At 52.1% G+C, this 19,014-nt stretch carries 16 protein-coding genes and 2 pseudogenes; 13 read left to right on the forward strand and 5 right to left on the reverse strand.

Annotated elements, in window-relative coordinates:
• Positions 1-169: 169 nt before the first annotated feature.
• The 4 genes from H2509_RS02470 to H2509_RS20730 form a co-directional block, all read right to left on the reverse strand.
• The gene (locus H2509_RS02470) at positions 170-754 is read right to left on the reverse strand and encodes a hypothetical protein (RefSeq protein WP_182161969.1); all 585 of its coding nucleotides are present in this window, start codon (positions 752-754) and stop codon (positions 170-172) included.
• A gap of 138 nt (positions 755-892) precedes the next feature.
• The gene (locus H2509_RS02475; RefSeq protein WP_182161971.1) at positions 893-2,377 is read right to left on the reverse strand and encodes a hypothetical protein; all 1,485 of its coding nucleotides are present in this window, start codon (positions 2,375-2,377) and stop codon (positions 893-895) included.
• Positions 2,378-3,063: 686 nt separating this feature from the next.
• Entirely contained in the window at positions 3,064-3,660 is a 597-nt protein-coding gene (locus H2509_RS02480; RefSeq protein WP_182161973.1) for a recombinase family protein, read from the reverse strand.
• A gap of 401 nt (positions 3,661-4,061) precedes the next feature.
• A complete protein-coding gene (locus H2509_RS20730) occupies positions 4,062-4,526 on the reverse strand; it encodes an AIPR family protein (protein ID WP_209001760.1) in 465 nt (154 codons plus the stop codon).
• Positions 4,527-4,820: 294 nt separating this feature from the next.
• On the opposite strand from H2509_RS20730, the gene H2509_RS02490 reads away from it, so the two are divergent.
• Positions 4,821-5,405: a hypothetical protein gene (locus H2509_RS02490; RefSeq protein WP_182161975.1), complete on the forward strand. Its 585-nt coding sequence runs from the start codon at positions 4,821-4,823 to the stop codon at positions 5,403-5,405.
• A gap of 44 nt (positions 5,406-5,449) precedes the next feature.
• On the opposite strand, the gene H2509_RS02495 is transcribed toward H2509_RS02490, so the two are convergent.
• Positions 5,450-6,079 (reverse strand): hypothetical protein, encoded by a 630-nt coding sequence (locus tag H2509_RS02495; protein WP_182161977.1) that lies wholly within the window; start codon positions 6,077-6,079, stop codon positions 5,450-5,452.
• 102 nt (positions 6,080-6,181) lie between these two features.
• Here H2509_RS02495 and H2509_RS21160 point away from each other — a divergent pair, with 102 nt between their 5' ends.
• The 12 genes and pseudogenes from H2509_RS21160 to H2509_RS02555 all read left to right on the forward strand — a co-directional run bounded on the left by H2509_RS21160 (position 6,182) and on the right by H2509_RS02555 (position 18,845).
• Positions 6,182-6,883 (forward strand): SIR2 family protein, encoded by a 702-nt coding sequence (locus H2509_RS21160; RefSeq protein ID WP_182161979.1) that lies wholly within the window; start codon positions 6,182-6,184, stop codon positions 6,881-6,883.
• A complete protein-coding gene (locus H2509_RS02505; protein ID WP_182161981.1) occupies positions 6,852-8,813 on the forward strand; it encodes a hypothetical protein in 1,962 nt (653 codons plus the stop codon). The genes H2509_RS21160 and H2509_RS02505 overlap by 32 nt, the downstream gene beginning before the upstream one ends.
• Positions 8,806-10,008: a hypothetical protein gene (locus H2509_RS02510; protein ID WP_182161983.1), complete on the forward strand. Its 1,203-nt coding sequence runs from the start codon at positions 8,806-8,808 to the stop codon at positions 10,006-10,008. Before H2509_RS02505 ends, H2509_RS02510 begins: the two co-directional genes overlap by 8 nt.
• 744 nt (positions 10,009-10,752) lie before the next feature.
• Positions 10,753-10,902, forward strand: a pseudogene (locus tag H2509_RS02515) (branched-chain amino acid ABC transporter permease LivH); the annotation flags it as partial.
• Positions 10,903-10,972: 70 nt separating this feature from the next.
• Positions 10,973-11,326 (forward strand): annotated as a pseudogene (locus tag H2509_RS02520) (transposase); the annotation flags it as partial.
• A gap of 173 nt (positions 11,327-11,499) precedes the next feature.
• Positions 11,500-11,907, forward strand: coding sequence for a hypothetical protein (locus tag H2509_RS02525; RefSeq protein ID WP_182161985.1), 408 nt, complete (start codon positions 11,500-11,502; stop codon positions 11,905-11,907).
• A 358-nt stretch (positions 11,908-12,265) separates the two neighbouring features.
• Positions 12,266-13,336, forward strand: coding sequence for a hypothetical protein (locus tag H2509_RS02530; protein WP_182161987.1), 1,071 nt, complete (start codon positions 12,266-12,268; stop codon positions 13,334-13,336).
• A gap of 105 nt (positions 13,337-13,441) precedes the next feature.
• The gene (locus H2509_RS02535; protein WP_182161989.1) at positions 13,442-13,891 is read left to right on the forward strand and encodes a hypothetical protein; all 450 of its coding nucleotides are present in this window, start codon (positions 13,442-13,444) and stop codon (positions 13,889-13,891) included.
• 300 nt (positions 13,892-14,191) lie between these two features.
• The gene (locus H2509_RS02540) at positions 14,192-15,160 is read left to right on the forward strand and encodes a hypothetical protein (RefSeq protein WP_182161991.1); all 969 of its coding nucleotides are present in this window, start codon (positions 14,192-14,194) and stop codon (positions 15,158-15,160) included.
• A gap of 194 nt (positions 15,161-15,354) precedes the next feature.
• A complete protein-coding gene (locus tag H2509_RS02545; RefSeq protein ID WP_182161973.1) occupies positions 15,355-15,951 on the forward strand; it encodes a recombinase family protein in 597 nt (198 codons plus the stop codon).
• Positions 15,952-16,637: 686 nt separating this feature from the next.
• A complete protein-coding gene (locus H2509_RS02550) occupies positions 16,638-18,122 on the forward strand; it encodes a hypothetical protein (RefSeq protein WP_182161971.1) in 1,485 nt (494 codons plus the stop codon).
• 138 nt (positions 18,123-18,260) lie between these two features.
• The gene (locus H2509_RS02555) at positions 18,261-18,845 is read left to right on the forward strand and encodes a hypothetical protein (RefSeq protein WP_182161969.1); all 585 of its coding nucleotides are present in this window, start codon (positions 18,261-18,263) and stop codon (positions 18,843-18,845) included.
• Positions 18,846-19,014 lie beyond the last annotated feature (169 nt).

The raw sequence follows: 19,014 nt of genomic DNA on the forward strand, positions 1-19,014 counted from the left end.
TGGCGCACCCGACAGGATTCTAGATCATTGGTGAGTTGAACGATTCCAATACGTTAGCGTGCTTTTTCTGTGTGTCAAACGGGTTGGATGGTCTACCGGTTGGTTGTCTGTTTTGAGGGCTGGCTTGCTGCTTTGACGAGGGGACTTGGGGCGCTGGATCGACGGTTCCTTACGTCTCCTGATCGCCTTTGTGCGGGCTTGGGGACAGAGGCTGAGTCTCGATTATTTCGATGCAGTTTGTGGCCGCTCCGTCTCCATAGATCACTGCTGCTGGTGATTGCCGGTTTTTCCAGATGGCTTTTGCTTCGGGAGTGAGCAGGCATTCAAATTTTCTGCGGGCGCGGTCTATAGCTGTTTTCACGTTATAAGGATCATATTCGCCGAGCTTGTCGTGAGGCGCTTTAACGCGCTCATATTTCAGATGGCTGATCTGCTCGTTAATCAGCGTGCGGAGCTCCTCCCCGGCCTTTTCCTCCGCGGGCTGGCCCTTCTTAAGTCGGAACTCCGGCCATAGGCGCTCGGTGGTAAAATCCGATGCGCTGGCGCTTGCGTGCGGCGACTTTTCATAGAACTCGATCAGGTTCCTTGCGTGCGTCCAGAATGCGACGATTGCTGCGTTGCGCAGGAACCACTGCTCTCGATCCTTTGCATCATCATTGCGCTTGTCGGACGTAATGAAGGCATAGGCGGCATCGAGCATGTCATGCTCATATGGCAGATGCTCTTTGAGCAGCTTGGCTTTCATCTCATCCATGCCGAGACCTCCATTGGACGCTGATCACGAGACTATCCGATCTGGACACCCCGTCGCTATGATGTGCGCGGCTGCATGCTGTCGCTAGAACGGGAGTACCCGCCGCGGGCTTGGGGAGGTCCGGCGACGGGTTGGGGATCACAGGCCGAGGGTCGGCGACGCCGCATCGTTGCGCGGCCGTCCGCGTGGTCGACGCGGCTCGTCGGAATTGCGCTTTTTCAGCATCCGGCTCTTTCGTTGCCGTTCAGCGTTGCGCCAGCGCTTTTCCTGCTTCTTGCGTTCGATCTCCTGCGGTGAGGTGAAGGGCTTTTCCCGTGGCGGCCGTCCCGGCTGGCTGCGCGCGATATCATGCCCACTGGCAGCCGGATTGTGCACGAGCGACACGTTGGGCGAGATCCCCGATGAGATCAGATAGGCCTTGAGGTCTTCCGCTTGGCCTCGGTCATAGAGGTAGATGTCGTAATCGCCATGATAGGCCGGGTCACGGATTGCACCGCGCAGGACAAACTGGGCGATGTCTTCGGTCTCTCGAGCGCGCTGAATATCGTTTCGTGACAGACCGAGCGCCTTTTGAAGAGGCTGGTCGGCAGGAAGCGATTTTGACGAGTAAAGGAAGGCGCAGGAGGTCTTGTCACGATAACGGTTCGAGCCCGCGACCTTCGGGCTCGCCTGAATGCCGCGAAGACGGCCTTCGCAGCGGTCGATGACCATCTGATTGCCGGACCAAAAGCCGAGATCGACAAGGCTCTCCAGACATTGGCAAACAGCATGCAACGCCGGTTTTCCAGCCCCCCGCCAAAATTCTGTCGAGCCAATGTGGTTTTCGATGAAGTAGTGGATGCGAATGCTTGGCCAAGCGGTGCGGGTGACCGGCATGGTCTGCTCATGAAGGGAGAATCTGCCCGGAAACAGGCTTTCGGACGCCTTGAATAGCAGGGACTCCTTAAAGTTCGACCCGACGAACGTGACAGAGGCGAAGGGTTCGAGTTCCGCAGGGGTCCAAGCCGACCACCATTCTAGGCGGGTCGCCGCCTCCTTGAGCAGGGACCAGTCGCCAAAATTGACGAATACGCCATGGCTGCTCGACACCCGCCGGTGGAAAGCCGCGTTCTCGCGCAAGAAGTCGTCGTTCAGTATCTGCCGCTGGCCGGGAGCGCCGTCGCGCAACGTGACTTGCCAACAGTCGACGCCTTTTACCTCCATGAGATCATAGGCAGTCTCAAATGCAGGCCAGCTCGCCGGGATCGAGAGGTAGCCTGAGGCAACCGCCGAAGGCACTTCATCGATATAGATATGCCAGTCCCTGAAGGCAGCGAACTCGCACTGCATCATCGATTCATGGGTGATCAACAGGATCACATGGTCTTTGTTGGCATAGGTCTGAGGCGCGTCCATGATCTCTGTGACTGGGCGCATCCGGTTTTGCGTCTGGCTGTGGATCGACACGATGAGCGGCGACGTCCCGTGCGATGCAGCCATCTGACAGAGTCGCTCACTAACCTCCTTGATCAGGTCAATTCTGGGCAGAGCGACGACGTATAGTTTTTTGCTAGAGGCAATCTGATGCAGTGCAGTTGTCGATTTGCAAGAACCGGGATTGCCGGATATAAGTTTTATGTCCATGAAGTTCCTTCAATTAGATAATAAAAAACACGTCACACGCATATTTACTATTAAGTATTATTGTGTGACATAATTAATATTCCAATATATCTCTGGTTTTGTCCATTTAAATTAATTGGATGAACATTCGAACGGAGATATATTGAGGGCAACGGAGTTGTCGGCAATAATCTCCAGCTCGAATGAATATTGTCGTCGCCGATGCGATACGCGGCACGCGAAGAGCGAAGGTGATGGCAATGAACAGTATAGCTATCGAGTCAAAATGTTATTCTGCTCGCATCAGGACCTTTGGCGCGGGTCGCGCTGTTGGCGCTGACCGCACGTCGGTCCCGCTGCAAACGACGCCTTCGCGTTCTTGACCCAAAAACCTCCGGTTTTGTGCCAGAACACTCGCCGCTCTTCTTAAATTGCTTGGATTTGTCAATGGCATGCCATAACGCCAATGGCCTGTCGAATATGCATCGCTTGTTGCGATATGGAGAAATTACTTCTGCCCGATATAGGCCGGTCATTACGGTCATAGACGGTCCTTTGCCCGTTCCCAACCGTTTCCAATATGAGAGGAAAGAAGTCGATCAAAAAAACGGCCACAGTCACGTCTGCCTGTGACCGGTTCGTTATGGCATATCAAGCAGCCGCGGCCATTCGCTCCCACTGCCAATACGGCTCGGCGTCAGCCTCTCTCAAGCCACGGCGTCCAGCTCGGCCTTGACCCGGCTAACCGTCGTCGGCGACACGTCGAACCGCCTTGCCGTTGCGCGGACACCTCGCCCCTCTTCAAGAGCCTTGCGGATTGCATCCATCTTATGCGGCGGCACCGGCGGGCGGCCAAGTCGCGTACCCTTTTCCGCGGTTCGGCGAAGACCGGCAACCACCCGTGAACGGATCATCTCGCGCTCGAATTCGCTGAAGACGCTCAGCATCTGGAACAACATGCGGCCCGATGGCGTGCTCGTGTCGAGTCCCTGCTGATGCAGATAGAGATCGACACCGCGGCTCTGGATCTCATTCAAAAATCCGACGAGATCGCTCAATGACCGCCCCAGTCTATCGACCGCCCATGCCCCAATCAAATCGATCTCTCGACGGGTAACGGCGCGCATCAATGCATCGAAGCCCGGCCGTTGATCGCGGCCCTTCGCACCGGAAATGCCTTCATCGCTGAAGACGGTAACAATCTCCCAGCCAAGCCGCTCACCCACTTGCCGCAGCTCACGGATCTGATTCTCCACCGTCTGGCTCTTGTCCGTACTCACCCTTGCATAAATCGCTGCTCTCATAAAAACAGCGTCTCACGGATCGCCAAACTGTCAACAAAACAGATGTTTCTCGAACACTCAAAACCGCAGTCCCGAAACCGCAGAAAACAGCCGTTCCTAACAAGCTAAATCAGAAGGGTTTTTGAAACAGCAATGGGGAAGGGGGAATGAGGGTAAGGGAGAAGGAGAAGGAGAAGGACAATCTAGTTCGTGGCTTATCAAAGCCCATAAATTGTTGCAGATAATCCTTTCGATGATATCAATTATAGATTGAACATTGCCTTGATTTGCACTCATAAAAGAAACCTTATTATCAAGGGGTTGAACCATGGCGACCCAAACTTTTGAAGCAACAATCCGCTTGTCGCTAAGAAATGCCGCCAAACTCGCTGAGGCACGCTGGGGTAGTTCGTCTTACGCGATCAGCGCTTTGACCGCGTTGGTGAAGACGAGGCAGTTGATATGAAGGAAAACGAGCCGAAGGATACCATCGAAAGCGAAATAGCTACGGTTTTGATGGACAGCACCCGCTTGTCATTGCTGCGAAGGTCGCGTGCCTTAACCGCACTTTGCGAGTTGGTATAGATCGAAATCTTGTCCGCCCGGTCGCGTTGGGGAATTTCGTAAAACCGGAACAGGATGAATGCGTCGTCTACCTTCTTGACCGTTTCGCTGCACGAAAAGATCGTGTTCAGCGATTGGCAACCATTGACGATGCTAAGGCCCCACAGGGAAAGCGTGTCGCCGTCCAAGCTCATCTTGTTGCACAGCGCCGTCACGCCGTTGTGGAAGAAAAAGAAATCGCTGCGCTCTGCTGCCCACGACCCGAAGAAGCACCCCGAGCTTGCAAAGATGCACAAACCCCGCGCCCCGTGGAACTGGATCAAGCGTTCGACTGGGGAGAAGGAAGCTTACGGGGTACTGCAACCCACCAAAACCTCATAGACTTGTCGACTCAACCGCCAAGGATATAGGCGCGCCGTTTGCGCCCCTTTTTCCAGCCAACACTAGTGTTTCGTGCCATCAAGCAACTATTGCTTGGAAAATTTCCGAGCGACTGCTTGTTTTAATACTTACGGCTAATAGGCAATTCAGCTTGGATTGAGTGACGTTTATCGCCACCCCAATACTCGCCCTTTGGTCTTCTCCGTTTGAGACCACTACCAAGGCAGGTCAACTAGATGGCAAAAAACGTCCACAAGCTCACCACGGCTATGGCAATCCGCTACCTTGATGCTGCGAGGGTCGTTTGGAAAAACTCACCAGACGCAAACGCTTTCTGGGAGCCGCTAAATCATCTCTTTTCCATGTCGGCGGAGTTAACACTCAAGGCGTTTCTCGAACGCGAAGGTGTATCGGAAAAGGAGTTGAAAAGAGCCAGTATTCGGCACTCTCTAAACGCGCTACTGCTTCTGGCGGTGAACCAAGGACTGCGGACGACCCGCGACGTCGCTGATGCAATAATGGCGATGGATGAAGCTCATTCATCCCATGCCTATCGGTACATTCCACGCCCCACGGAAGGGGAGGCTCTCACTGTATACTCCGCGCACCCGGCAGTCGCGTTCACGGCCCTCCAAGAACTGCTCGATCAATGTGCCACGGATACACATGAAATACGGGCACGAACCAATTTCCCAGAAGAATGGCCCCCTGCATCGCAACCGGAGCGCCCAATCACCACTCGTGAGTTAGAAGGGTGGATCGAAGAGAAGAAAAGTCTTCTTGAGTGGGCTGAAACGAAAAAGACCCGTGGAGCTGGGTAAGGGGATCGGCTGGGGAAAAAGGAGGCGGGAGCAGCGCTTGCAAACTAGCTTCCATCAGGAAGGTCAGCACCACCACCTCTGCTGGTAGGCGCGGCCTTCCCCCGCTTTCTTGCCTCATCTTTGGGATCGAGTAGCACCCAACCCCCTTCACTCACTGAATACTCCACATACAATGCCCCACCCGCACCGCTCGAAACCGAAACGATTTCGCCTAGTCGATCCCCACCGCCTTCTGCGTGGTGTTCGGCAAGAAGGGCCAAGAGCTCCTCTACAATCTTTTCATATACCTCATAGGAAATCCCCTCAGGAAACACGAACTTTATCGACCGTCCATCTCGCACGACCGATCGAACGGAAAAGACAAGCGACCGACCGCTGGGCCTTGTTTCGGGCTTCGCACCATAAATCTTCACAAAGAGCCGGAGTATGGCGCGCTTCAAGGCAGCATAATGGTCCTTGCCTGCCTCACCGAGAAACGCCTCAAAGTACGGCCGCAGCACATAAACCACGACAAACGTTGAAACGGCCCATTCGATGCCCGCATAGTAGCCGATAGGCCGGGACTCGCCGCGAACGACCATGCCGCCTCTGCGAACGTCATCCATGAAATCGCTAGCGATCTGTTCTGGAAGATCCTCTTGATACGAAAACCCTATATGTTCGAGTTCATTCATGCTCGCGTCCACCTGCCCAGAGCCCTTGACGAAAACAACTACGACCCCTCAACTAATGTGCAGACCGTTTTAGCATCTAATCATCAACTTTAGGTAATACTGGTGCAGCTTGTTCCCGAAGGCCCAAACATACCCGAAGCGCTCCTCAATGCACACGCGGAGGGCGGCGTGGTGTTCTTCTGTGGAGCTGGTGTTTCCTTGGATGCCGGATACCCGCTCTTTGGTGGCTTGGTGGAACAACTCGAGCAGCGAAATCCGATTACGGAGACCCCAGAACTACAGGAAGCCATCGATCGAGGAGACTATGATTTTGCGCTATCTATAATCCAAAGGAAGCTGGGGAAGAATGCGGTCAAGCTCAGGCATGATACAGCCCAAATCCTTTCCCGAAGACCAAAGACGCTAAAAAACCACATATCAATCCTTCGCCTCTCTCGCTTGAGAGATGGAACGTGCAGGCTCATCACAACCAACTTCGACAGGCTATTCATAAAGGCGACGCGAAAGCTGGCGCCCATCAATGTCGATAGCGCGCCAAAGCTCCCCGTTCCGAAGGCAGATCGCTGGGACAGCATATTGCACCTGCACGGGCTTTTGCCGGCTAAGCCCAACGACCTCGAATTGGGCAACTTGGTTCTCACCTCCGCTGACTTTGGCGAAGCCTATGTGACCGATAGCTACTGTAGTCGCTTCGTCGTCGAGCTTCTGAGAAATTTCACGGTTGTTTTCCTTGGCTACAGCCTGAATGACCGCATTATGAGATACCTGCTCGATGCGATTTCATATTCTGAGAAGTTTTTTTGACGAAACAGAGAACGATGGCCATTTCAAAAAGCCCTACGCCTTCGTAGAGCACAACGAGAATGACAAGGAGGAAGTGGTTCGACGTTGGGACCTGAAAGAGGTCACGCCAATACCCTACTTCGTAGAAGAGGCACTTCGCCGCAATCGCGGCAGTCACCATCGGCTATATGACACTCTTGATGCTTGGGCAGATTTAGCATCGGGTGGGCAGAATGCGCGTGTGACGCTCGCTCTCAACGAAGCGACTAAACCGTTCCTTTCAGAAGACACCTTTGGCCAAGAGCGATTGCTATGGGCATTGCGCGATGAAAACGGAAAGGCCGCCGAGGCACTCACTACAGTAGAGAAACGAGAGCAAACTGCCTCGATCGATTGGCTCCCATTCTTCGCCAAGAACGGTCTACTCGATCAAGCTTACTCTCCCGCAGAGCTGCAAGTGCTTTCGGCACAACGCGAACGCGATGCGAAAAAAGCCCTCGAACCACGTTATCTGGGATCAGTCACAAATGGGAACGGCATTTCTCTTCTGAAGCCTGTGTCAGCAAACCTGCTCAGATGGATGCAATGGCACTTGGATACGGTCGAACTCGTAGACTGGGTTCTTAAAAACGGAGCGGTACCACACCCCGAATTCTCGCGGGAATATGGTCGGCCACAAGGTGGGGCAACTCGTGTTTCGCTTTCTGACGACCAAAAACGACTATGGGATATTCTGACAAGCGATGCATATGCCCAGTCACAGTTACCCGCGAGCTATTGGTTTGATTTGCGCGAAAGCTTGGACTTTCAGAACCCATTTGATGCTCTTGAGTTTCTGACACACGTTGCACCAAAGCTGGCGATTAAACCCTCGATCTACCGAGAATTTGAGGGCCATAGCGAAACTTACTTTGGTAAGTTTGAATTCGAGCTCAAACTGCACAATCACGAGATGGATTATCAAGTAGCTCAGATCATAAGCACTCCGGCATTGCAGAAAGGGCTTGAGGGTCTCTGTGAACCACTCAGCCAACTCGTAAAGTCCGGATTGGACTGGCTCTCTCTTGTTGAGAAAGTATCGGATGAACAAGATCTAAGCGGGTATTCAATTCCGTCCATTTCGCCCCACACGCAGAACGAGTTTGTGCGTGATTTCGGGCAACTGGTTTTTCTACTCCGAACGGCGTTTGAGAGACGGCTGGCTTCTGACGCTGAAGGCGCCAATACAATCGCTGGATATTGGGCACAGCAAAGCTACCCATTGTTCAAGAGACTGTTCCTCTATGCGGCCAACAAATGCGGATCAACGCAGGATCGATCGGCGCTAGAGCTATTGCTGACAGACGGTGCGCAATGGCTTTGGGCACTCGATACTACTCGCGAAGTGAACGTGTATCTTCGCGAGCGCGTGAGGCACTGGAAGACAAGCCAAGTGTCGCGCCTTTGCCGTGCAATCCTAAAAGGGCCTGTTCGAGAACGATACCGTGACATGCCCAATGGGGATTGGCGCGAGTTTAGAGATCGTATCATCACCAAGTACCTGAGCAAATTAGAGCAGGGTGGCGTAACGCTTCCTCAGACTGTGGCGTCGCGGTTCTCAGCTCTCAAGGAGAGATTTCCGTACTCTCCGCCTGAAGACCAAAGTGATGAATTCGTAATCTATTCTGGCCCTGCGAGGGATGTTGAATGGGATGAGGGGATCGAGCCTGCAGCGCTTCCAGAATTCGTACAGATGACGGCCGGTGAACGAGTGGACAAATGGTCACCCGATCAATCGCGTATGCTGCAACGATTGGCAATAAGCAATCCACGCGCCGTGCTGGAAACTCTGGAGGAAGGACTCGAAAAGAAACTGGAGGACGAAGACTTTTGGAGCGAGGGCATATCAGGGCTGGCTCGTGCCATAGAGAACGCAGGGACGCCCCCGACTGAGGCAGCGTCAGATGATTGACGAACAAACAACGGCTATAGAAATTCCGCCGGACTATTTGGACAGAATGCTAGTCATTCTGAGGAAGCTTCCCGACAAAAGCCTCCAGAGCCGAAAGGTTGCCAATGCAATTGTGGAGTTCTGGCGAAAATCTCCCATGGCTTCCCTCCCAAAAGAAAGATATCTCGAAATTTGGGATCGTATCTGGGTGGCATCCGCCAAGGATCCCTCCGAGGAGCGCGATCCAAAAGATGCAGTCGGTTTCGCAATCAATGATCCTGCGGGCAAGCTCACTGAAGAACTCCTAAAGTACCTTTGGCCCAAAGACGCCAAGGTAGGCGGCGGAATACCACAGGAGCTATCTGATCGCCTCAAAAGGATAGTTGAACGAACAGATCATAGCGCAGTTGACGCATCTTCAGTGATTGTCGCATCAAGGGCCGAAATCCTTCACGCCGTAGCGCCCGAGTTTACAAAGCAGAATGTGTTGCCTCTACTGAGTTGGGAAGGCAATCCAAGTGCAGCGGCTTACTGGAGCGCGTTTCTGTGGCCCGCTCGTATCAGTCCAGATCTATTTAAGCTGATAGAAGCAGACTGCATCACAGCTCTACAAATGCCGGAGCAATTCGACGAGAACAACTATAAGAGGCTTTGCCAAATATTCCTGCTTGCATCCATGGAATTCAAAGCGACCTCAGGGAAGACCGTAAGAGACATTCTCGATCGGATTGGTGCGAAAGGTTTGGAGGATATGTCGAGTTTCCTTAGACATCGAATATTAAATTCCAAAAAGGACGCTGCAACCTATTGGCTTCAGACTGTAAAACCTTGGATCGACACGCACTGGCCTCGCGACGCGGCTAAGCAGACCATGCATACAATGGAAGATTTCGCGATGATTGCCGTGTACAGCAACGCAAGCTTCCCAAAAGCGTTGAGTTGGTTGGAAGACAATGGATTATTGGGCCAAACGCCGACAGCTTCAACGATCCTCTTCTCTCTTAAAAAGCGGGAAGGAAACACGCATGTAGACTTCAAAGATAGCTCAACGCTGCCGGAACTGTTTCCGGAAGAAGTTCTGCACCTTATATGGCTCACTCGTCCTTTCCAGTGGGATCATGGGCATGCCATGGAAATTCTAGGTCGAATATCCGAAGCTAATCCCGCGCTTGCAGCGACTGCTGAATATCAAAGCGTTGTAGAGCAGCTGGCATAGCGATCTACCCCATCCCTTCGCATTCAAGCCCACGTCTTTTGCAACCCAGAAGGCAATCTCGGGCTTCCCACGCGGACTTGCTGTCATCATGTGATGATATTGTTTCTGTGCGGCTCGATGGATGTGCTTTCATATTGGTGGCAGTTGTCAGTACGGGCTAGCCATGATTTCTGCTTGAAACCATGCTGTTTGGTTTTCATTATCGATACGTAGTTCTACAAGCGGTGAATGCGGTGAGTGAACGATCAAGAGATGGTGTAACCAGTATTAGTTTTGACCTTGCCCCTCAAACCTAATCCAGCTTGAAGTTCGTTCTGGCCGTATCGAAAGGACCAGAACATGAAGCGCAGCCGGTTCAGCGAGGAGCAGATTATCGCGATCCTGAAGGAGCATGGATCGGAGCTATCCGCATCGCAGCATCAATCGCCGGTGGAATGAATGGAAGTGGTGGATAAAAGCGGCTTGCACGGCCCATGCCGTTACCCATAGGCACCTTGAAAATTCAGCGGCGGAAGACAAGAACCGAAAACAGGCCAAGGGGCAGTACTTGCGTTTCGCTGACCAAGGTCATCGAGGTGTTGTCGAGGATACGGCTCTTGGGAAAAAGCGGGTCCCAGCCCAACTGCTTGCTCCAGCGCGCGATAAAGCGCTCAAGCGCTGCAAGCGACCGCGATCCTTCCTGAAGTGATTGACGATGATCACCGTGCCGCCCGGCCGCACGATCCGCTCCAGTTCCGCCATGACGGCGGCCTGCTGATCGGGCTGATCGAGACCTTCTGGTCCGGCTATTTCTCGGTCGAATACAAGGACGTTGGGGCGTTTTCCATCCTTGCCATCGTGCTGATCTTCATGCCTGAAGGCCTGCTCGGCCATCCGGAAGTGGAGAAGGTCTGACCATGGCGGAGAAACTCGACAACACGTTCAACGCATAGCTGAAGGATGCGGCCGCAGGCGGCGTCATCGCCCTCGCCCTTTTGCGTTCATGCTGGCAGGCGGCAATGCAGTAGACAGTCCGGTTGCGCCTCATCTGCTGGCGGGCCTGAAGGGTGCAAGGTACCTGCTCGCCGATAAAGGATATGATGCCAAGAGCTTGCAAAAGCGCCTGCGGCAGTCTGGAATCGTCCCCGTCATTCCGGGCTGCTCAAATCGCAAGCGCCCAATTCGGTACGACGCTAAGCGCTACAAGAGCCGCCATCTCATCGAAAACGCCTTCTGCCGCCTGAAAGACTTCCGATGCGTCGCAACCCGCTACGACAAATTCGCAAGGAACTTCATCTTCGCCGTAGCCCTCGCAACACTCGCCGCTTTCTGGCAATGAATGAGTCTGAATCCTAGGATTGTCGAATGATTTTTTGTGTGTGATCTCCTTTGTTGGGCGCGAAAATTTTTGGATATCTTTCGGGCCCGACCGAAATCTATGCGTCTTGAGGATGGTAATTTCCAAGAACGGGAAATATTAAAAATAGGAATTTAAATAAAAAAATATAGACAATGAGTAAATTGGCCATATATAATATAACTACAATTAAAAACATTATTATTGCAATGAATTCCCAAAATTACAATGAGAACTTCAAAAAAACATGCGCTATAAACTACCCGATAACTGCTATTTCTTTACAAGATGAGGCAGAAAAAATTCTGAATGCCCTAAAGGACGGTCACTATCATTGGGTAGACCGATTGGCTGTTGATGACGTGATCCCCGTAGCTATTGCAGGGCTGATGCAGCCAGCATTTGAAAAATTAGCTGGGGCAAGCATTGAAAACTATCAAATCGCTTCATCAAGCATAAAACCTGATGGCTCGGTTGTTGTTGAACTCCATTTTTATAAAGAAAGCGAATCTGTATTTGCTCGGTTACTATTACGAGAAATTCTCCCCTTTTATCCAAAATAATTTACATCAAGAGAATATGTAAAATGATTTCTTATAAAACGTATACGCTAAAGCCAAAAATTAACAATATATTCAAATGCCTAATCAAAAATATATTCCCCGGAGGCCGAATTACACCAGTCCAGAATGGCATTAAATATGATTATCTGGGTAAAATCCATATAACTTACTTTCCAAGCACTGGAAGCTGCTTGATACAAGCTTCTCCTAGAGAATTAAATTTGGCGATAGGCCAGTTCGAAAAATCCTTACTTTCACAGTATTTTTTGTAAATCCACCCGAAGAGGGTGACAAGCATGAATTTGTTGACGAATTGCGTTTTCGTGTTAGCAAAATTGCGTTAGCACGGATATTCACGTTGAAACTTCACATAAAAATGCCGAGGCCTATCGTTGGTTGGCCATTGGTTCCTGCCATCGCTCTCGAAAAGCAAGCTCCCGGCTTCATCGTCAAACTTCTTGAGGCCTCCTCTTTCCGGCGTCAAACCGTGTTCGCGGTACTGGCAAGGGTCGACGTAACTCATGTGGCCGCCTCCGCGTTTCTCCATGAAGTCGGGGCCAACTCCGGCGATGGATCGGATGATTTAGCCGAACCGTTTGTGACATTCGCCAATACGCTCTGCATTCGAAAATGCCGAGATTTGGTGCGCGCGGCTTATGGCCCATTCAACGATGGGCTGATGGGCGCGCTCGGCCGCATTGGCAGCGAACCACTGGACACTCCCGAGGACTATCTGGATTTAGCAACTTTCTTTGCCAACGAAGAGCACCGCGGTAAAGCACGTACCCTGCGTCATGTCCGTTCCGTTTCTACGGCCACCGTCGCTGTATTGAAAAACCTTGATCCGTTGTGGACGTGCAATTCGCACATTGTGGATATTTGCGCCCAAAAGGGAACAACAAACGAACTCAACGAAGCACTAAATTTTATCAGAGTGCATTGTACTGCCGCGACAGATGACGCTCTCCGCCAAAGCGTGAGGCGAATCGGTCCCGATGGAGCAAATGAAGAGTTCTTCCAAGAATGGTTTCGCAGAGCTGACAGATTTCCTCCCGGACCCGAGTTGAAGAACGATAAATTCCGGCCACTCGCTTCCGCTGAAGCAATGATCGACGCTGGCCGTCGATTTCGAAACTGTCTCGCGACAAAAATCTGCGATGTATTGCTTGGACGTTATTTTTATTTGGAGTGGCTTGATGCGCGCGGAGCCATTGTTGAACTTAGGCCACTCAGCGATGGGCGCAGTTGGCTTCGCGAGGAGATCTACGGCCACAACAATTCTCCGCTGCCGAGACAGTTTCGGAACGACGTCCGCAGAGACATTCGGGACGCCGGTATTTTCGAATTGATCAACGTCCGGGAAGATTTCTCGAAGGATGCGCTTACTCGTACTTTCGGGTTGGAGACGCCTCTCGATTGGTTGATCTGACCACGGCCTGTTTTAGATTGGAAATTCAGTTTCTGATTGCTAACTTTTCGCCGTTTCCAAGCTTGCTTCGGCGGCACAATACCCAGCTCTCGGAATCAATTTCCTATGTTCAAATACGCACTTGCCTTCGCTTTTTCTATGGCCACGGCCGTTACCGTTTCTTTAGCCGATGAAACCGTTGATACGTTAGCCGGACCAGTTACGGTGCGCGAAATTCCTGAAGATTTTCGGGTTGAAATATCAGTGGCTGGACAACCCCTCTATTATCAGGACGACTCCCGAACGGCCTATATCGCACAGACTTTCGAAGTTTACGGCGCGGTCGGAGTGGTAGTTGTCGGGTTTAATTCGGGCGGTAGTGCGTGTCCGGTACTATATCGAATAGTGGACGTGAGCCAAGGCGCGCCGAATCTGTCTCAACAATTTGGATCGTGCAGTGACATTCCCAAGTTCAAGGTGGTTAAGGGATCGATCCAGATCGATTTCCCAAAGTACAATGAAGGGAGTTCGGAGCGGTGGGTCTATTCAGAGGGTAAACTTAAACAAACGCGTTAAATTATTCACTTACAAGTAATTTAAATGAATGACGCGCTCTTTTATGTGATTCTTAGAAAAATGCTCTTACATAGATAAGACTTGATAATACTTCATCTTAAAGTAATGGCATTTTGCTGATAATTGCTTCTATTTTTGGCGTCCTTACCAATGACATAGACCATCGGATTCGGAATGATAAATTTTTGAAATAATGATGAAGATGCCGCTGATACATTAAGCAGAGATACGCTGCGAATAGGAGTTGTATCGCGTCAGCCCAATTGTCAAAAACAAATAAGCAACCCTTTGAGAAAATGAATGATTAAGCGCCTTTTTCTATCGCTTGCCATTACCGCAACTATGATTTGCGGTGCTACCGCAGAAGGTGGCATCGATACAAGTGCCGGCCTATTTCAAATAGAGAAAGTTCCGCAAAGTTATAATTTTCTTCTCCTACTGAATCATAAGTCTTTAAGCTCTTTCAACACCGCAGATAGAGTTTACATAGTTGACGTGTATGACATAGGATATGGTAATAGTGTCGTTGTTATTGCATTTATTCGCGGAAGCGCTTGCCCAGTGGCGTATCGAGTCGTTGATGTCAGCTACGTTCCCTCTTTCATATCAGAAGAATTTGGAACATGCAGTGACTTACCCGAGTTCTCGGTTCGCGACGGTGAGTTAAAGATAACGTTTCCTTCCGATGGCAACGCCGCGACACCACATTGGGTCTATTCGAATGGCGAGCTGTTGGAGCTCACGATTGGCGAAAAGACTGATCGGTTTGCTGGAAATAGCGCATCTAGCCCAACGCACAATGGTCGCCCTACCATAGCAGAGCCATTGACAAGTGCTGCTCCCAGTGAAGCATCTGAATTTCACCCCACAAATTTCTTGGGCGCACTCTTTAGTGCACCGAGAGATTTCACGGAACCATCAAGAGAGCCGCCCCAAACGAGCACAAAACCCGAAATCCCTCGCTTTTTTGAGGTCATAATAAAATGCTATATCAATGAAGCAATTGTTTTACCCACTGCTTCTTGTTTTGAAGATACGACGCTTAAGCTGCGGATTAATGGAAAAACAAAGATCATTAATTCTTATGATCTCGACAGATATGTAATGCATGAAGACGGCACACATTTAAAACTCTCAGATAGTTTTGAGCTACGAGCCCAAAATAGCAACGAATATGCGAAACTCGAGGTTCGTATTCTGAGTAGTGACGGGGACGAGTTGTGGCAGGATGAGGTCGCCCAATACGGCGTAATTGCGGTTCGAGAGTGAGAGCACCAAAGTGGGTGGACGGAAAGTCGAGCTGACCCTTACCCTCATTCCCCCTTCCCCATTGCTGTTTCAAAAACCCTTCTGATTTAGCTTGTTAGGAACGGCTGTTTTCTGCGGTTTCGGGACTGCGGTTTTGAGTGTTCGAGAAACATCTGTTTTGTTGACAGTTTGGCGATCCGTGAGACGCTGTTTTTATGAGAGCAGCGATTTATGCAAGGGTGAGTACGGACAAGAGCCAGACGGTGGAGAATCAGATCCGTGAGCTGCGGCAAGTGGGTGAGCGGCTTGGCTGGGAGATTGTTACCGTCTTCAGCGATGAAGGCATTTCCGGTGCGAAGGGCCGCGATCAACGGCCGGGCTTCGATGCATTGATGCGCGCCGTTACCCGTCGAGAGATCGATTTGATTGGGGCATGGGCGGTCGATAGACTGGGGCGGTCATTGAGCGATCTCGTCGGATTTTTGAATGAGATCCAGAGCCGCGGTGTCGATCTCTATCTGCATCAGCAGGGACTCGACACGAGCACGCCATCGGGCCGCATGTTGTTCCAGATGCTGAGCGTCTTCAGCGAATTCGAGCGCGAGATGATCCGTTCACGGGTGGTTGCCGGTCTTCGCCGAACCGCGGAAAAGGGTACGCGACTTGGCCGCCCGCCGGTGCCGCCGCATAAGATGGATGCAATCCGCAAGGCTCTTGAAGAGGGGCGAGGTGTCCGCGCAACGGCAAGGCGGTTCGACGTGTCGCCGACGACGGTTAGCCGGGTCAAGGCCGAGCTGGACGCCGTGGCTTGAGAGAGGCTGACGCCGAGCCGTATTGGCAGTGGGAGCGAATGGCCGCGGCTGCTTGATATGCCATAACGAACCGGTCACAGGCAGACGTGACTGTGGCCGTTTTTTTGATCGACTTCTTTCCTCTCATATTGGAAACGGTTGGGAACGGGCAAAGGACCGTCTATGACCGTAATGACCGGCCTATATCGGGCAGAAGTAATTTCTCCATATCGCAACAAGCGATGCATATTCGACAGGCCATTGGCGTTATGGCATGCCATTGACAAATCCAAGCAATTTAAGAAGAGCGGCGAGTGTTCTGGCACAAAACCGGAGGTTTTTGGGTCAAGAACGCGAAGGCGTCGTTTGCAGCGGGACCGACGTGCGGTCAGCGCCAACAGCGCGACCCGCGCCAAAGGTCCTGATGCGAGCAGAATAACATTTTGACTCGATAGCTATACTGTTCATTGCCATCACCTTCGCTCTTCGCGTGCCGCGTATCGCATCGGCGACGACAATATTCATTCGAGCTGGAGATTATTGCCGACAACTCCGTTGCCCTCAATATATCTCCGTTCGAATGTTCATCCAATTAATTTAAATGGACAAAACCAGAGATATATTGGAATATTAATTATGTCACACAATAATACTTAATAGTAAATATGCGTGTGACGTGTTTTTTATTATCTAATTGAAGGAACTTCATGGACATAAAACTTATATCCGGCAATCCCGGTTCTTGCAAATCGACAACTGCACTGCATCAGATTGCCTCTAGCAAAAAACTATACGTCGTCGCTCTGCCCAGAATTGACCTGATCAAGGAGGTTAGTGAGCGACTCTGTCAGATGGCTGCATCGCACGGGACGTCGCCGCTCATCGTGTCGATCCACAGCCAGACGCAAAACCGGATGCGCCCAGTCACAGAGATCATGGACGCGCCTCAGACCTATGCCAACAAAGACCATGTGATCCTGTTGATCACCCATGAATCGATGATGCAGTGCGAGTTCGCTGCCTTCAGGGACTGGCATATCTATATCGATGAAGTGCCTTCGGCGGTTGCCTCAGGCTACCTCTCGATCCCGGCGAGCTGGCCTGCATTTGAGACTGCCTATGATCTCATGGAGGTAAAAGGCGTCGACTGTTGGCAAGTCACGTTGCGCGACGGCGCTCCCGGCCAGCGGCAGATACTGAACGACGACTTCTTGCGCGAGAACGCGGCTTTCCACCGGCGGGTGTCGAGCAGCCATGGCGTATTCGTCAATTTTGGCGACTGGTCCCTGCTCAAGGAGGCGGCGACCCGCCTAGAATGGTGGTCGGCTTGGACCCCTGCGGAACTCGAACCCTTCGCCTCTGTCACGTTCGTCGGGTCGAACTTTAAGGAGTCCCTGCTATTCAAGGCGTCCGAAAGCCTGTTTCCGGGCAGATTCTCCCTTCATGAGCAGACCATGCCGGTCACCCGCACCGCTTGGCCAAGCATTCGCATCCACTACTTCATCGAAAACCACATTGGCTCGACAGAATTTTGGCGGGGGGCTGGAAAACCGGCGTTGCATGCTGTTTGCCAATGTCTGGAGAGCCTTGTCGATCTCGGCTTTTGGTCCGGCAATCAGATGGTCATCGACCGCTGCGAAGGCCGTCTTCGCGGCATTCAGGCGAGCCCGAAGGTCGCGGGCTCGAACCGTTATCGTGACAAGACCTCCTGCGCCTTCCTTTACTCGTCAAAATCGCTTCCTGCCGACCAGCCTCTTCAAAAGGCGCTCGGTCTGTCACGAAACGATATTCAGCGCGCTCGAGAGACCGAAGACATCGCCCAGTTTGTCCTGCGCGGTGCAATCCGTGACCCGGCCTATCATGGCGATTACGACATCTACCTCTATGACCGAGGCCAAGCGGAAGACCTCAAGGCCTATCTGATCTCATCGGGGATCTCGCCCAACGTGTCGCTCGTGCACAATCCGGCTGCCAGTGGGCATGATATCGCGCGCAGCCAGCCGGGACGGCCGCCACGGGAAAAGCCCTTCACCTCACCGCAGGAGATCGAACGCAAGAAGCAGGAAAAGCGCTGGCGCAACGCTGAACGGCAACGAAAGAGCCGGATGCTGAAAAAGCGCAATTCCGACGAGCCGCGTCGACCACGCGGACGGCCGCGCAACGATGCGGCGTCGCCGACCCTCGGCCTGTGATCCCCAACCCGTCGCCGGACCTCCCCAAGCCCGCGGCGGGTACTCCCGTTCTAGCGACAGCATGCAGCCGCGCACATCATAGCGACGGGGTGTCCAGATCGGATAGTCTCGTGATCAGCGTCCAATGGAGGTCTCGGCATGGATGAGATGAAAGCCAAGCTGCTCAAAGAGCATCTGCCATATGAGCATGACATGCTCGATGCCGCCTATGCCTTCATTACGTCCGACAAGCGCAATGATGATGCAAAGGATCGAGAGCAGTGGTTCCTGCGCAACGCAGCAATCGTCGCATTCTGGACGCACGCAAGGAACCTGATCGAGTTCTATGAAAAGTCGCCGCACGCAAGCGCCAGCGCATCGGATTTTACCACCGAGCGCCTATGGCCGGAGTTCCGACTTAAGAAGGGCCAGCCCGCGGAGGAAAAGGCCGGGGAGGAGCTCCGCACGCTGATTAACGAGCAGATCAGCCATCTGAAATATGAGCGCGTTAAAGCGCCTCACGACAAGCTCGGCGAATATGATCCTTATAACGTGAAAACAGCTATAGACCGCGCCCGCAGAAAATTTGAATGCCTGCTCACTCCCGAAGCAAAAGCCATCTGGAAAAACCGGCAATCACCAGCAGCAGTGATCTATGGAGACGGAGCGGCCACAAACTGCATCGAAATAATCGAGACTCAGCCTCTGTCCCCAAGCCCGCACAAAGGCGATCAGGAGACGTAAGGAACCGTCGATCCAGCGCCCCAAGTCCCCTCGTCAAAGCAGCAAGCCAGCCCTCAAAACAGACAACCAACCGGTAGACCATCCAACCCGTTTGACACACAGAAAAAGCACGCTAACGTATTGGAATCGTTCAACTCACCAATGATCTAGAATCCTGTCGGGTGCGCCA

This window comes from Stappia albiluteola, from assembly GCF_014050225.1.
GTDB classification, from domain to species: domain Bacteria; phylum Pseudomonadota; class Alphaproteobacteria; order Rhizobiales; family Stappiaceae; genus Hongsoonwoonella; species Hongsoonwoonella albiluteola.

What these genes read in the sequence shown, in the direction of transcription:
- H2509_RS02470 (WP_182161969.1), bottom strand. Translation starts at nt 754, where the DNA reads ATGGATGAGATGAAAGCCAAGCTGCTCAAAGAGCATCTGCCATATGAG.
- H2509_RS02475 (WP_182161971.1), bottom strand. Translation starts at nt 2,377, where the DNA reads ATGGACATAAAACTTATATCCGGCAATCCCGGTTCTTGCAAATCGACA.
- H2509_RS02480 (WP_182161973.1), bottom strand. Translation starts at nt 3,660, where the DNA reads ATGAGAGCAGCGATTTATGCAAGGGTGAGTACGGACAAGAGCCAGACG.
- H2509_RS02490 (WP_182161975.1), top strand. Translation starts at nt 4,821, where the DNA reads ATGGCAAAAAACGTCCACAAGCTCACCACGGCTATGGCAATCCGCTAC.
- H2509_RS02495 (WP_182161977.1), bottom strand. Translation starts at nt 6,079, where the DNA reads ATGAATGAACTCGAACATATAGGGTTTTCGTATCAAGAGGATCTTCCA.
- H2509_RS02505 (WP_182161981.1), top strand. Translation starts at nt 6,852, where the DNA reads ATGCGATTTCATATTCTGAGAAGTTTTTTTGACGAAACAGAGAACGAT.
- H2509_RS02510 (WP_182161983.1), top strand. Translation starts at nt 8,806, where the DNA reads ATGATTGACGAACAAACAACGGCTATAGAAATTCCGCCGGACTATTTG.
- H2509_RS02525 (WP_182161985.1), top strand. Translation starts at nt 11,500, where the DNA reads ATGAGTAAATTGGCCATATATAATATAACTACAATTAAAAACATTATT.
- H2509_RS02535 (WP_182161989.1), top strand. Translation starts at nt 13,442, where the DNA reads ATGTTCAAATACGCACTTGCCTTCGCTTTTTCTATGGCCACGGCCGTT.
- H2509_RS02540 (WP_182161991.1), top strand. Translation starts at nt 14,192, where the DNA reads ATGATTAAGCGCCTTTTTCTATCGCTTGCCATTACCGCAACTATGATT.
- H2509_RS02545 (WP_182161973.1), top strand. Translation starts at nt 15,355, where the DNA reads ATGAGAGCAGCGATTTATGCAAGGGTGAGTACGGACAAGAGCCAGACG.
- H2509_RS02550 (WP_182161971.1), top strand. Translation starts at nt 16,638, where the DNA reads ATGGACATAAAACTTATATCCGGCAATCCCGGTTCTTGCAAATCGACA.
- H2509_RS02555 (WP_182161969.1), top strand. Translation starts at nt 18,261, where the DNA reads ATGGATGAGATGAAAGCCAAGCTGCTCAAAGAGCATCTGCCATATGAG.